Origin of the sequence: Roseateles aquatilis (assembly GCF_002205645.1) — a bacterium.
Lineage (GTDB): Bacteria > Pseudomonadota > Gammaproteobacteria > Burkholderiales > Burkholderiaceae_C > Roseateles > Roseateles aquatilis.
Genome location: NZ_NIOF01000005.1, coordinates 265,966 through 278,887, shown reverse-complemented (window position 1 = coordinate 278,887; position 12,922 = coordinate 265,966). Strand labels below are relative to the sequence as shown.

At 70.9% G+C, this 12,922-nt stretch carries 11 protein-coding genes; 7 read left to right on the top strand and 4 right to left on the bottom strand.

The annotated features are described in order from the left end of the window. The first annotated feature begins 9 nt into the window (after nucleotides 1-9). From CDN99_RS13885 to CDN99_RS13860, 6 genes are all read left to right on the top strand, one after another. Nucleotides 10-705 (top strand): OmpW/AlkL family protein, encoded by a 696-nt coding sequence (locus tag CDN99_RS13885; protein ID WP_088385454.1) that lies wholly within the window; start codon nucleotides 10-12, stop codon nucleotides 703-705. 61 nt (nucleotides 706-766) lie between these two features. Next, nucleotides 767-1,540, top strand: coding sequence for a tRNA (adenosine(37)-N6)-threonylcarbamoyltransferase complex dimerization subunit type 1 TsaB (gene tsaB, locus CDN99_RS13880; RefSeq protein WP_088385453.1), 774 nt, complete (start codon nucleotides 767-769; stop codon nucleotides 1,538-1,540). Continuing rightward, complete coding sequence (gene rimI, locus CDN99_RS13875) at nucleotides 1,537-2,034, top strand: ribosomal protein S18-alanine N-acetyltransferase (RefSeq protein WP_088385452.1); 498 nt, start codon at nucleotides 1,537-1,539, stop codon at nucleotides 2,032-2,034. The genes tsaB and rimI overlap by 4 nt, the downstream gene beginning before the upstream one ends. After that, the gene (locus tag CDN99_RS13870) at nucleotides 2,031-2,987 is read left to right on the top strand and encodes a uracil-DNA glycosylase (RefSeq protein ID WP_088385451.1); all 957 of its coding nucleotides are present in this window, start codon (nucleotides 2,031-2,033) and stop codon (nucleotides 2,985-2,987) included. The genes rimI and CDN99_RS13870 overlap by 4 nt, the downstream gene beginning before the upstream one ends. Continuing rightward, on the top strand, nucleotides 2,988-5,090 hold the full coding sequence (locus CDN99_RS13865) for a putative bifunctional diguanylate cyclase/phosphodiesterase (RefSeq protein WP_088385450.1): 2,103 nt from the start codon (nucleotides 2,988-2,990) through the stop codon (nucleotides 5,088-5,090). A gap of 50 nt (nucleotides 5,091-5,140) precedes the next feature. After that, a complete protein-coding gene (locus CDN99_RS13860; protein ID WP_238139526.1) occupies nucleotides 5,141-6,262 on the top strand; it encodes a class I SAM-dependent methyltransferase in 1,122 nt (373 codons plus the stop codon). A 37-nt stretch (nucleotides 6,263-6,299) separates the two neighbouring features. Here CDN99_RS13860 and CDN99_RS13855 read toward each other — a convergent pair whose 3' ends face one another. Next, nucleotides 6,300-8,312 carry a S9 family peptidase gene (locus CDN99_RS13855; protein WP_088385449.1) on the bottom strand — a complete coding sequence of 671 codons (2,013 nt, stop codon included), beginning with the start codon at nucleotides 8,310-8,312 and terminating at the stop codon, nucleotides 6,300-6,302. A 90-nt stretch (nucleotides 8,313-8,402) separates the two neighbouring features. After that, nucleotides 8,403-9,623, bottom strand: coding sequence for a multifunctional CCA addition/repair protein (locus tag CDN99_RS13850; protein ID WP_088385556.1), 1,221 nt, complete (start codon nucleotides 9,621-9,623; stop codon nucleotides 8,403-8,405). A gap of 169 nt (nucleotides 9,624-9,792) precedes the next feature. Here CDN99_RS13850 and CDN99_RS13845 point away from each other — a divergent pair, with 169 nt between their 5' ends. Further along, nucleotides 9,793-10,071 carry a hypothetical protein gene (locus CDN99_RS13845; protein WP_141100784.1) on the top strand — a complete coding sequence of 93 codons (279 nt, stop codon included), beginning with the start codon at nucleotides 9,793-9,795 and terminating at the stop codon, nucleotides 10,069-10,071. Between the two features lie 60 nt (nucleotides 10,072-10,131). Here CDN99_RS13845 and CDN99_RS13840 read toward each other — a convergent pair whose 3' ends face one another. Both CDN99_RS13840 and CDN99_RS13835 read right to left on the bottom strand, forming a co-directional pair. Further along, complete coding sequence (locus CDN99_RS13840) at nucleotides 10,132-10,833, bottom strand: glutathione S-transferase family protein (RefSeq protein WP_088385447.1); 702 nt, start codon at nucleotides 10,831-10,833, stop codon at nucleotides 10,132-10,134. 55 nt (nucleotides 10,834-10,888) lie between these two features. After that, nucleotides 10,889-12,922 carry a lytic transglycosylase domain-containing protein gene (locus CDN99_RS13835; RefSeq protein ID WP_088385446.1) on the bottom strand — a complete coding sequence of 678 codons (2,034 nt, stop codon included), beginning with the start codon at nucleotides 12,920-12,922 and terminating at the stop codon, nucleotides 10,889-10,891.

Sequence of the window (12,922 nt, the reverse complement as noted above, 5' to 3'; positions counted from 1 at the left end):
ACACGATCCATGAACAAGAACATCTCTCTCATCCTCGCCGCCTCGCTGCTGGCCGCCGGCGGCGCCGCGCGCGCCGACGAGCCCGCGGTCGGCACCCACACGTTCTATCTGGGCCTGGCCCACATCGACGTGAACAGCAAGGCCCCGCCGCTTTCGGGCAGCAAGGCCTTCCCGGACCCGGGCGCGCAGATCCGCGTCGGCAACGCCACCACCACGGGCTTCGGCTACACCTACCGTTTCGCCGAGCGCTGGAGCGGTGAGCTGGTGCTGGGCATTCCGCCGTCGCACAAGATCTACGGCGCGGGCGTGCTGGCCAACGCCGGCCAGATCGCGGTCGTGCGTCAAATGCCGCCGACGGTGTTCGTCAACTACCACCTGGGCGAATGGATTCCGAAGTTCCATCCCTTCGTCGGCGTGGGCGTGAACTACACCTACTTCGAGAAGAAGCGCAGCACGCCCACCGGCGACGCGATCAGCGGCGGCCCGACCCGCATCACGCTGACCAACTCCTGGGGCGCGGCGGCGCACGTGGGCTTCACGGTGGCGTACACGAAGAACTGGTCGCTGACCGGCACGGCCGCATACGCGGACGTCCGCAGCAAGATGCGCGCTTACACGACGACCAAGGACGGCGTGGACGAGCTGAGCACCAAGATCAACTTCCGCCCGATGGTCTACACGCTGTCGCTGGGTTATTCCTTCTGATCCTACGGGTTGAGGAGGGTTCGCCCCGGGGACGGCGGTCCGGGACCACTACACTTGTCACATGAGCGTGTTGCTGGCCCTGGATAGCTCGACCGAACACATGGCTCTGGCCCTTTTGGGCCAGGGCCATGCTGCTTTTGTGGACGCCGATGGCGGGGCGCTGGCCTCCCAGCGGATGATTCCCGAGACGATGGCGCTGCTGCGGCAGGCCGGCATCGCGCTGTCCGACGTGGCGGCGATCGGCTTCGGCCGCGGTCCCGGCGCGTTCACCGGGCTGCGCACCGCCTGCTCGGTGGCGCAGGGGCTGGCGCTCGGTGCCGGCAAGCCCGTGCTGGCGCTGGACAGCCTGATGCTGGTGGCCGAGGACGCCCGCCAGCAGCTCGTCGCCGGAGGCGCCGATCCGGCCGCGCCGCTCGACCTCTGGGTCGCCATGGATGCGCGCATGAATCAGCTCTACGTCGGCCGCTACCGTTGGGACGGCGCGCGCTGGCAGGCCTCGACCGAGCCGGCCTTGACCGATCCCGGGCCGCTGCGCGCGCTGTGGCGCGACGAGGCACCCGCGGCCGTCGCCGGGTCCGCGCTGGAGGCCTTCGAGCTCGACACCGGCGCGGCACGGCGCTTCCCGCGGACCGCGTCTCGCGCCCGCGCGCTGGGCGCACTCGCGCTGCAGGCGTTCGAGGCCGGTCTTGCCGAGGACGCCGCGAACGCGCTGCCGCTGTACGTGCGCGACAAGATCGCGCTGACGACGGCGGAGCGCCAGGAGGCGGCCGAGGCCGCGCAGGCCGCCCACGCCGTGCAGTCCGCGCCATCCCCGCACGAGGTGTCTCACCGATGAGCGCCCAGCCCAAGGACCTGGTCTGGCCGCCGTCGCTGCAGGCCTTGCAGCCGCTGCGCACTGTGGACCTGGACGAGGTGATGGCCATCGAGTCGGTGGCCTACAGCCATCCGTGGACGCGTGGCAACTTCGTCGATTCGATGGCCGCCGGCTACGCGGGCTTCGTCATGCGCGACGCGCAGGCGCGGCTGTGCGGCTACTTCCTCGCGATGCAGGTGATCGACGAGATGCACCTGCTCAACATCACCGTGGTCCCCGAGCGCCAGGGCCAGGGTCTGGCGCGTCGCATGCTCGACGCGTTGTGCCTGCTGTCGCGCGCGCGGGGCTGCCACCAGGTCTGGCTGGAGGTCCGCGAGAGCAACGTCGCGGCCCGCCGCCTGTACGACCGCTATGGCTTCGCGCAGAGCGGCCTGCGCCGCGGTTACTACCCGGCCGACGGCGGCCGCGAGGACGCGATCCTGATGACGTTGCGCCTGACGGAGCCGGCCGCATGAGCACCCTGAGCCCCTGGACCGACCGCCAACGCGCGATGCTGGATGCGATGGGCCTCAAGCTGTGGACGCCGCCGGCCTCGGCCGAGGCCGCCGCGAGCGTGCCCACGCCGTCGAGGGCCGCCGCATCCGTGGCCGCGGTTGCCGTGACGCCGTCGCCTGTCGCCGCGCCGGTCGTGGCCGCGCGCGCGATGCCGGCCGAATCGGACGTCGCCGTCGCCGAGCCCCCGGCGCCGCGCCGCGTGGCCGAGGTGCTGTCGAAGGCGTTGCCGGCCGGCGCGCCCGCGATCGTCCCGACCCCCGACGCATCGACGGCGCGGGCCGAGGCCGCCCCCGGCCTGGGACGCTCCATCACCCGCGAGGCCATCGCGGCCCTGGACTGGCCCGCGTTGCGCGACGAGGTCGCGCAGTGCCGCGCCTGCACGCTGTGCGAGTCCCGCAAGAACACCGTCTTCGGCGTCGGCAACGAGCGGGCGCACTGGATGGTCGTCGGCGAGGCGCCCGGCGAGCAGGAGGACCTGCAGGGCGAGCCGTTCGTCGGTGCCGCCGGCAAGCTGCTGGACAGCATGCTGCGTGCGATCGGCCTGAGCCGTGGCGAGGGCCCGCCGGAGCGGCAGGTCTACATCGCCAACACGCTCAAGTGCCGCCCGCCGCGCAACCGCAATCCGGAGCCGACGGAGCTGGCCCAGTGCGAGCCCTTCCTGCAGCGCCAGATCGCGTTGATCCAGCCGCGCATCATCCTGGCGATGGGCCGTTTCGCGGTGCAGCAGCTGCTGCGCAGCCAGGAGCCGGTCGGCCGCCTGCGCGGTCGCGTGCACCAATACCAGGGCGTGCCGCTGGTGGTGACGTACCACCCGGCCTACCTGCTGCGCAATCTGCCCGACAAGGCCAGGGCCTGGGAAGACCTGTGCCTGGCGATGAAGACCCTGGACGAACAACCCGGGCAGGCCGGCTGAATGGTCGCCGCGGTCCCGCCCGTGCCCGGACGTCCGCTGCCGTCCGCCGAGGATCAGGCCGCGCAGTTCCGGCTGCTCGCCGACAACGTGCCGGTGCTGATCGCCGTCTTCGACGCGGTCGACCGCACCTGCCGATTCGCCAATCGCCAGTACGCGCGCAGCTTCGGGCTGGACGAGGCGCAGGTCATCGGCCGCACCTTCGCCGAGATCATCGGTGAGGAGGCCGCGCTGGAGATCGAGCCGCACATCGAGCGCGTGCTCAACGAGCGGGTCCACGTCAGCTATGAGCGACGGCTGGAGCGACGCGACGGCACGCCGCACTGGATCGAGGTCAACCTCATCCCCCACCTCGCCCCCGGCACGGGCCAGGTGCAGTCGACCTTCGTGCTGATCAGCGACATCACCCGCTTCCGCGAGGCGGAGCGCGCGGCGCGCGAGTCGGAGGACCGGCTGGCCAAGTTCATGGATGCGTCGATGGAGGGCATCGTCTTCCACCGCGACGGCATCATCACCGATGTCAATCCGACGTTGTGCGCGCTGGTCGGCTACTCGCTGGAGGAACTGGTCGGGCGCCCGGCGCTGTCGATGGTCGCGCCGGATCAGGTGGAGACGGTGCGCGCGGTGATGGAGGCGGGCAAGGAGACTCGTTACCAGACCGCGGTGCTGCATTGCGACGGTGACCGCATCGCGGTTGAATTCATCGTCCGGACGCTGTGGCGCAACGGCGAGCGGCTGCGCATGACGATCGTGCGCGACATGCGCGCCCACCTCGACGCGCTGGCGCGCATCCAGCACCTGGCGGAGCACGATCCGCTGACGGGGCTGCTGAACCGCGCCACCTTCATGGAGCAGTTGCGCGAGCGCCTCTCGCGGCCGCAGGCGACGCGCGCGGCGCTGCTCTTCATCGACCTGGACAACTTCAAGCGGGTCAACGATTCGCTCGGCCATCTGGAGGGCGACCAGGTGCTGCGCACCGTGTCCGAGCGGCTGCGCGGCGGCTTGCGGGCCAGCGATCTGGTGGCGCGTTTCGGCGGCGACGAGTTCGTCGTGCTGCTGGAGGACGTGCATCAGCGCAAGGACGTGCAGACGGTGCTGAACGCGCTGCTGAGCGTCGTCGAGGTGCCGGTGCAGGCGGAGGGCCTGGACCTGTCGGTGACGCCGTCGATCGGCGTGGCGATGTACCCCGAGCACGGCGACACGCCCGAGGAGCTGCTGCAGCACGCCGACACGGCGATGTACCTGGCCAAGACCGCCGGCCGCGCGACCTACCGCTTCTTCGAGCGCGCGATGGCGGAGAGCGCCTATGCCGACCTGGTGCTGGAAGGGGAGCTCGCGCAGGCGCTGACGGCCGACGAGTTCGTGCTCTTCTATCAGCCCCAGGTCGACGCGAAGTCCGGCGAGCTGGTCGGCGCCGAGGCGCTGCTGCGCTGGCGCCATCCGCAGCGCGGGCTGCTGGCGCCGGACGCCTTCATCGCCGTCGCCGAGCGCCATCGGCTGATGCTGCCGCTGGGCGAGTGGGTGATGTACGAGGCCGCCCGGCAGGCGCGCGATTGGCATGAGCGCGGCGTCGCGGCGGTGCCGATCGCGGTGAACCTGTCCAGCATGCAGTTCCGGTTGACCAGCTTCGCGAAGTCGGTCGCGCATGTGCTCAAGACCGCCGGCGTGCCGGGCGAATGGCTGGAGCTGGAGCTCACCGAGCGCATGCTGACCGATGAGATCGACCGCCTGCCCGAGTTGCTGCGCACGCTGCGCGCGCAGGGGCTGGCGATCTCGATCGACGATTTCGGCACCGGCTTCACCGCGCTGAATCAACTGACGCGGCTGCCGCTGGACAAGCTCAAGATCGACCAGAGCTTCGTCGCCGTGCTGCCCGAGGACGGCGGCGCCGCGGCGATCACGCGCGCGGTGGTGCAGATGGCCAAGGGCCTGGGCATGCGCGTCGGTGCCGAGGGCGTGCGCAACGAGCGCCAATGGCGGCTGCTGGCCGACTGGGGCTGCGATGAATTGCAAGGCGAGGTGATCGCCTCGGCGATGCCCGCCGCCGAATTCGAGGCGTGGCTGCTCGACCGCGACCGCCCGCTGTTTCCAAGCATCGACTCATGACTTCCACCTCTCCCGATCCCGCCCGCCTGAACGGCGCGGCGTCCGCGCCCATGGGACCGTCCGGCGGCGAGGCCGCGGACGACGCGATGCTCGCCCGGCTGCATGCCGCGATCGCCGAGGCGGGCGGCTGGCTGCCCTTCGACCGCTACATGAGCCTGGCGCTGTACGAGCCGGGCCTGGGGTACTACGCCAACTCGAGGCGCAAGTTCGGCACCATGCCGCAGCAGGGCTCGGACTTCGTGACGGCGCCGGAACTCTCGCCGTTGTTCGGCCGCGCGCTGGCGCGTCAGGTCGCGCAGGCGCTGAGCGTCACCGGCACCGACACGGTGATCGAGTTCGGCGCCGGCAGCGGCGCGCTGGCGGAGCAACTGCTGCAGTCGCTCGACGCGCTGGGGCAACCGGTGACCCGGTACTTCATCGTCGACCTGTCGGGCACGCTGCGCGAGCGCCAGGCCGAGCGGCTGGCGCGCTTCGCGCCGCGCGTCGAATGGCTGGACCGCTGGCCCGACGAGATCCACGGCGTGCTGGTGGCCAACGAGCTGCTGGATGCGATGCCGGTGGAGCTGCTGCGCTGGGACGGCGCGCAATGGCTGCAACGCGGCGTGGGCGTCGATGCGTCCGGCGGGCTGGTCTTCGACGACCGGCCCGGTACCGCGCACCCGCCGGTGCCCGAGGACGAGATCGGCGCCTTCATCCCCGGCACCGTCACCGAGATCCATCCGCAGGCCGAGGCCTTCGTCCGCACGCTGGCGCGGCACCTGAAGCGGGGCGCGGCATTCTTCATCGACTACGGTTTCCCTGAATCCGAGTACTACCACCCGCAGCGCACCGGCGGCACGCTGATGTGCCATCACCTGCACCGCGCGGATCCCGATCCGCTGGCGCTGCCGGGGCAGAAGGACATCACTGCCCACGTGAACTTCACCGGCATCGCGTTGGCGGGCCAGGAGGCGGGGCTGATGGTGCTGGGCTACACCAGCCAGGCCAACTTCCTGATCAACTGCGGTCTGGTCGACCTGCTGTGCGAGGCCGACCTGGCGCAACGCGGCATGGCGCACCGGCTGATCGCCGAGCACGAGATGGGCGAGCTGTTCAAGGTCATCGGCTTCGCCCCGGGCGAGGGATTCGACGCGCTGGGCTTCAGCGCGGGCGATCGGTCGCACATGCTGTGAACGCGGCGGCCCAGGGCCGCCCCCGGCCGCTGCCTGCTCAGGCCGGCTGGCTGGCGGCCGACGCCGCGCGCGGGGGGCCCAGGTGGGTGCGCAGGAACGCCAGCAACGCGCCGTAATAGCGACGCTGTTCCGACGGCCAGAACATGCCGTGGCCGGACCTGGACAGCGGCAGGTACTCGACGTCCTTGCCCAGCCGGCGCATGGCCTTGAACATGGTCTCGCTCTGCTCGGGCAGCACCCGCTTGTCCAGCTCGCCATGCGCCAGCAGCAGCGGCACCTGGATGCGCTGCGCATGGCGGATGGGGGAGACCGCGTCCAGTTGCGCGCGGGCCGTGCCCGGGTCGCCGACCAGTTGGCGACGACGCAGGCGCGTGGCGGCGGTGGTGTCGTCGTCCCAGTGATTGGTCAGGAAGTCGGCCAGATCGCTGATGCCGGCGAAGCTGACGCCGCAGCGATAGAGCCGCGGCGTCTTCACCAGGCCCCACATCGCCGCATAACCGCCGTAGCTGCCGCCGACGATGGCCAGCCGCGCGGGGTCGGCCACGCCGCGATCGATCAGCTGTTGCACGCCGTCGGTGATGTCGTCCTGCATCGACAGGCCCCATTGCCGGAAGCCGGCCTCCTCATAGGCGCGGCCGAAACCCGTCGAACCGCGGAACTGCGGCTGGAAGACCGCGTAGCCCTCGTCCGCGAGCATCTGCACCTCCATGTCCCAGCCCCAGTCGTCGCGCGCCCAGGGGCCACCATGGATGAGCACCACCATGGGCGCCGGACCGTCGCCCGCGGGGCGGGTGAGGTAGGCCGGCACCTTCAGGCCGTCGCGCGCCGGATACCGGTAGGTCTCCATCGGCCGCATGCGGGCTGGCTCCAGGTCGGGGCGCGCGACGCCGACCTCGGTCAGCTGCAGGTTCTTGACGTCGAGCGTGTACCAGCGGCCCGGATCGACATCGCTGCGGCTGTGCACCAGCACATGCGCGTCGGGCTGGCCCGAAAGCCTGTTGAGCGCGCCCGGCAGCGCCGCGTCCACCGAGCGCTGCAGGCGGCTCCAGCGCTCGTCGAACCAGTACACCTGGCGTTTCAGGCCACCGGTGACCACGGCGTCCAGGTCCTGCGCGTCCAGCCCCTCCGTGGACAGGATGTCGTCGGTGGGGTGGCCGGCCATCAGCTCGCCGAAACGGCGCTGCCGCGGGTCATAGCGGAAGACTCCATAGGCATCGCGATCGCCGCGCGACCATACCGCGATCGTTTCGCTGTCGGACAGCACGCGCATGGGCAGCCAGCGGGGCACGAAGTCGCGCGTGGTCTCCAGCTTCTGCCATTTGGCCTGGGCACCCGGCGGTCGGTACCACTGGGTGAAGGTCTGCTCGCCGGTCCAGCGGGACGCGTCGCGCGTGGTAGCCGCGCGCAGCCGCCCCTGGGCATCAAGCGCGCCGCAGATCACCTCGTCGGGCAGGTCGATGTCCTCCTTGACCCGAGCGCCGGTGCGCAGGTTGACGATGTGGATCTCGTCGTTCCGCGAGACGAGCAGCCGCTCGGCGCCGTCCTCGGCATCGGCGAGCCGATCCACGTAGCGGCCCTCCAATGCGGTGAAGCGCGAGGCGGCGGGCGACAGCGCGAAACTCTGGCCGTTGCTCATGCGAAGCACCAGCAGATCGGCGCCGATCCAGCGCACGTCCTCCGGGTAGTAGCCCTGCATCAGCCAGCGGCCGGCGCGCGTGCCGGTGGGGGAGATCGGCGTGACCTTCTGCGTGGCGAGGTCCAGCACGTAGGCCACCGGAATGCCGCCCCCATGACCGATCGCCGCCAGGACCTTGCCGTCCGGCGACAGCGCGGCCTGGGTCATGGCCGGCCGCTCCAGCCACGGCTTCAGCCGGTCGTTGGCCGGGTCGCTGGCGGGGGTGCTGGCCGGGGTGCTGGCGGCGGCCGGTTCTTCGGCGCGGACCGACAACAGCGAGGAGGCGGGCAGGGCCGCGGCGGCGGCGGCCGCCTGCAGCCAGCGACGGCGGTGCCATGCGATGGCGCTCGGCCAGGTGAAGGGCTCGATGGGCATGGACGCGCACTTTAATGACGCGACAGCCGCGACGAAGGCGCGTCCGATCGTCGTTTTCCCCAGCCCCCCCCGTCAGAGGGGGCGGACCGGTCAGCGCGTGGCCTGCAGCGCGGCGCGGCGCGCCGCCTGGATCTCCGCGCCGATCGCGGGGCCCTTCTTGCCCGCCGCCAGCGCCGCCGCCGAGATCGCGGCCTGGTCCACCGCCTGCACCGCCCGCAGGTCCTCCAGCAGCGCGGCGCGTTGCGGATAGGCGCGCTCCTGCAGGCCCGCGCGACCGCGCGCGTCGCACTCGCAGGCCAGCAGCAACTGCGCGAAGCGCTCGGGCCTGCGCAGCGCGTCGCAGCGTTCCATCAGGCGCAGGCGCGCGTCGGCGCTGAAGTCCAGGCTCTGGTGGACATGCGTGTGCTCGCGCGCGACCAGCTCCGCCAACTCCCTGCAGTCCGACGGCACGCGCCAGCGCTGCGACAGCGCCGCCGCCAGGTGCGTGCCGCGCGCCTCGTGCTTGATGTGCCGCGGCCATTCCGCCTCGGGCGTCGCGCCCTTGCCCAGGTCGTGGCACAACGCGGCGTAACGCACCGGGAGCGGTGCGTCGACGCGGGCGCATTCGTCCAGGACCAGCAACAGGTGGACGCCGGTGTCGATCTCGGGGTGGTGCGCCTCGGGCTGCGGCACGCCGAAGAGCCGATCCACCTCCGGCGCGATCCTCGCCAGCGCGCCGCTGGCGCGCAGCACCTCGATCATCCGGGATGGGCGCCGCTCCATCAGGCCGCGGGCGATCTCCTGCCAGACGCGCTCGGCGACCAGCGCGTCGGCTTCGCCCGCCACCACCATGTCGCGCATCAGCGCGAGCGTTTCCGGCGCGACGCTGAAGTCGCTGAACCGCGCCGAGAAACGCGCCAGCCGCAGGATCCGCACCGGATCCTCGGCAAAGGCGGGCGACACGTGGCGCAGGAGCCGCGCTTCCAGGTCGCGCTGGCCCCCGTATGGATCGATCAGCGAACCATCGTCCGCCCGGGCCATCGCGTTGATCGTGAGGTCGCGTCGAGCCAGGTCCTGTTGCAGCGTGACATCAGGATCGGTGTGGAACTGGAACCCGTGATAGCCGGAACCGGTCTTGCGCTCGGTCCGCGCCAGCGCCACCTCTTCATGGGTCACCGGGTCGAGGAACACCGGAAAATCCTTGCCAACGGGCTGAAATCCCTTGTCCATCAAGGACTTGGGTGTCGCGCCGACCACCACCCAGTCACGGTCCTGCACAGGCAGGCCCAGCAGCGAATCGCGGACGGCGCCGCCGACGAGAAACATTTGCATACCCATGTTGCGGTGCAGCATCCCCATGCTTGGGGGTAGCTCCTTTAGGCTGTGACTCCGTATATTCACCTAGCCCACCTGCACAGAAGTGCCTGTTTCAACAGGCCAACTCACCGAGAGAGACATTGGGGTTTGAGCAGGTCCGAGGCAAAGCAGTAGGGAGTCTTGAATGAAAGCAGTTCTTCTACTCCTGTTGGGCGGAACCGGTCTCGTCGCCCAGGCCCAGGAGCAGTTTCCGGAATCGGCCCCGGACACCCACCGGGTGGTCGCGGAGACCAGTTTCGTCCAGCAGAGCCAGCCGGCCCCCGCGCTGGTGCCGGATGTCAATGAGCAGGAAGGCGCCGACTCGGTCATGCCGGCCTTCGTCAGCGAACCTCAGAACCAGGCCATGATGCTGGGCGGCTTGCTGGCCGCCGGCTTCATGGTCCGCCGCCGCCGCGATCACTGATCGCGGCCGCCGCGCCCTGGGTCCCCGCAGGCCCGCGGGCGCGGTGTTCCCGGCATCCGCTCAGCGCTTGAGCACCGGCACCGGGCCGCTCACGTCGCGATAGGGCTCCTCGAAGTCCAGGAAATCCTTCTCCGCCACCGCGTCCGTGATCCATGCATGGACGGCCGGATGGGCCTGCACGCGTTCGATGTAGTGCCGGAGGTCGTCCGGCATCGGCAGGCCGTACCGGGTCACGCGCATCACCACCGGCGCGAAGAACGCGTCCGCCGCGCCGAAATCGCCGAACAGATAAGGGCCGCCGCTCTGCGCGATCGCGTCGATCCACATGTCGGCGATGCGCGCGAGGTCCTGCGCCAGCCCTGGCTCGGTCGCCACCAGGCGCTGCCCCACCGTCGCCAGTTCGGCATCGATGTTCATCATGCACAGGCCACGCAACTGACCGAAACCGCTGTGCATCTCGGCGCACAGGCTGCGCGCGCGGGCGCGCTGGCGAAGATCGCGCGGCCAGACCTCCTTCTCCGGGAAGCGGTCGGCCAGGTACTCCACGATCGCCAGCGTGTCCCACACCGCGAAGCCGTCGTCGACCAGCACCGGCACCTTGCGCGTCGGCGTCACCGTCGCCAGCGCCCGGTAGAAGGCCGAGTCGGGATTGAAGTCGAAGCGCAGGAGGCGTTCCTCGAAGGAAATGTCCAGCGCCTTCATCAGCACCCACGGCCGCATCGACCAGGACGAGTAGTTCTTGTTGCCGATGATCAATTGCATGGGGGGCTTTCGTCGGGGGAGGTGAAGGCGTGGACGACGGGCCGGGACGCCGGGTTCAGTTGCCGTTGGCCGGGATGTCCGGCGCGGGCGTGCCGGCGGGGCCGATGACGCGGCCGAGCCGGTCGCGCAGCACGGTGCCGCCCTCGCGGCCCATCAACTGCGCGTAGATCGTGGCGTTGGACAGCACCTTGCGGACGTAGTCCCGGGTCTCCCAGATCGGGATGTTTTCGGTCCACACGGCGGCGTCGAGCTGCGGGCCTTCGCGCCAGCGGCGCGGCCGTCCGGGTCCGGCGTTGTAGGCCGCCGCGGCCATTGCCTGCGAGCCGTCGAAGCTGTCCATCACCAGCTTCAGGTAGCCGGTGCCCAGGCGCAGGTTGGTATCGCGGTCGTGCAGCATGTCGGGCTTGAAGTCGACGCCGAGCTTCCTGGCCGTCCACTTGGCCGTCGCCGGCATGACCTGCATCAGGCCGCCGGCGCCGACATGTGAGCGGGCGTCCATCATGAAGCGCGACTCCTGCCGGATCAGGCCGTAGACGTAGGCCGGGTCCAGCCCCGCCGCGGTCGCCTGCTTGAAGACATCGGCGCGGTAGGGCATCGGGAAACGCTGGGCGAGGTCGATCTCCTGGCGGGTGCGCTCGCTGGTGGAGATGCAGCGTTCCCAGAGCTCGCGCTCGCAGGCGGCCTGCGCGACGGCCAGCAGCTCGCGATCGGACAGGCCGCGCATGCTGAAGTTCCATTCGCGCTGGCCCTCGCTGCGCAGGCCCAGCGCCAGCAACTGCATCGCACGTTGCACGCCGGGCAGTGCCAGGGCCTGGGCGCGCTCCTGCGGCGTCAGGTCCGCCGGGGTCGGCGGCAGCGGCAGCCTCAGCTTCAGTTCGTCGGCGGCCAGCTTGCCGTAGAAGCTCAGCGGCGAGGCGATGGCGCGCAGCGCCTCCTGCGCCTCGCGCCGCTGCGCGTCGCCGGTCGGGCCCGAGGCCGCCAGTTGCTGCTGGGCCTTGGCGCGCCAGTAGCGCCAGACGATGTCCGACTGGTCCGAGGGCTTGAGCAGCGCGATCGCGGCCAGCAATTGCTCGGGCCGGCCGGTGCCGTTGTCGGCGCGCAGCGCGGCGCGGGCGATCCAGGTCAGCGTGTCGTCGCTCCATTCCATCGGGCCGCCGGCCTTGGCCTGCAGCTTCAGCGCGCGGTCGAAGTGGTCGCTGGCCGAGTCCTGCAGCCGCAGCGCCGCCTGCCGGCCGAACTGCGCCCAGAGCCAGGCGGCCAGATCCGGCGGCAGCTTCGCGGCCCAGGCGCGGACGTCGTCCTCCGCCTTGCCGGGGTCCTGCGCGGCCAGCCGCATCAGCGCCAGCGTGGTGAGTTCCGCCTTGCCGCGCGGCTTGGCGGCGCCCTTGCGCTTGAGGTAGCGGTCGGGCTTGTCCATCAGCTCGGCCACGGCGTCGGACTCCGCCTTGGTCAGCAGCGCGGCGGTCTGCTTGATCGCGCGCGGGCGGTTGGTCTCGACCACCTGCCGCAGCTTGCGCCAGACGTCGGCCTCCTTCAGCTTGCCGTTCTCCAGCAGCGTCGTGGCCAGCATGTTGCAGCCCTCGTCCGCGTCGCGCTGCGCGTACCACGCGGCGCGGGCGGCCTCGCGCACGTCGCGGGCGGGCGGGTCGGCGAGCAGCGCATAGCAGGCGACCTCGCGGTCGTCCTGCATCTTGAAGCCGGCATGGTCGCGGCGAAAGTTGGTCCAGTCGCGGCGGTGCCCCAGCTCCAGCAGCCAGTCGTTGCGCAGCCGGTCCTCGACATAGCTGCCGGGCCAGCGCGCGTAGAACGCGTTGAGCTCCGGCTGGGTGGCCTCGGACAGGCGGTTGTTGAGCTCCCAGTAATCGAACCAGGGCGCCAGCGGGTGCTGCTGATCCAGCGCCACCTGGCGCGTCGCGGCGAGCTTCAGGCGGTCCTTGACCCGCCAGGCCTCGCGGGCGTCCAGGACCAGATCCGGATTGGGCGGCGGTGCGTTGAGGACCACGGCGAACGTGGACGGGGCCTGCGCGTGCGCGCCGAGGGCGGGCAGGACGAGGGCGAGGGCGGTTACAGTGATCCGAGCGAACTTCAT

What these genes read in the sequence shown, in the direction of transcription:
- CDN99_RS13885 (WP_088385454.1), top strand. Translation starts at nt 10, where the DNA reads ATGAACAAGAACATCTCTCTCATCCTCGCCGCCTCGCTGCTGGCCGCC.
- tsaB (WP_088385453.1), top strand. Translation starts at nt 767, where the DNA reads ATGAGCGTGTTGCTGGCCCTGGATAGCTCGACCGAACACATGGCTCTG.
- rimI (WP_088385452.1), top strand. Translation starts at nt 1,537, where the DNA reads ATGAGCGCCCAGCCCAAGGACCTGGTCTGGCCGCCGTCGCTGCAGGCC.
- CDN99_RS13870 (WP_088385451.1), top strand. Translation starts at nt 2,031, where the DNA reads ATGAGCACCCTGAGCCCCTGGACCGACCGCCAACGCGCGATGCTGGAT.
- CDN99_RS13865 (WP_088385450.1), top strand. Translation starts at nt 2,988, where the DNA reads ATGGTCGCCGCGGTCCCGCCCGTGCCCGGACGTCCGCTGCCGTCCGCC.
- CDN99_RS13860 (WP_238139526.1), top strand. Translation starts at nt 5,141, where the DNA reads ATGGGACCGTCCGGCGGCGAGGCCGCGGACGACGCGATGCTCGCCCGG.
- CDN99_RS13855 (WP_088385449.1), bottom strand. Translation starts at nt 8,312, where the DNA reads ATGCCCATCGAGCCCTTCACCTGGCCGAGCGCCATCGCATGGCACCGC.
- CDN99_RS13850 (WP_088385556.1), bottom strand. Translation starts at nt 9,623, where the DNA reads ATGCAAATGTTTCTCGTCGGCGGCGCCGTCCGCGATTCGCTGCTGGGC.
- CDN99_RS13845 (WP_141100784.1), top strand. Translation starts at nt 9,793, where the DNA reads ATGAAAGCAGTTCTTCTACTCCTGTTGGGCGGAACCGGTCTCGTCGCC.
- CDN99_RS13840 (WP_088385447.1), bottom strand. Translation starts at nt 10,833, where the DNA reads ATGCAATTGATCATCGGCAACAAGAACTACTCGTCCTGGTCGATGCGG.
- CDN99_RS13835 (WP_088385446.1), bottom strand. Translation starts at nt 12,922, where the DNA reads ATGAAGTTCGCTCGGATCACTGTAACCGCCCTCGCCCTCGTCCTGCCC.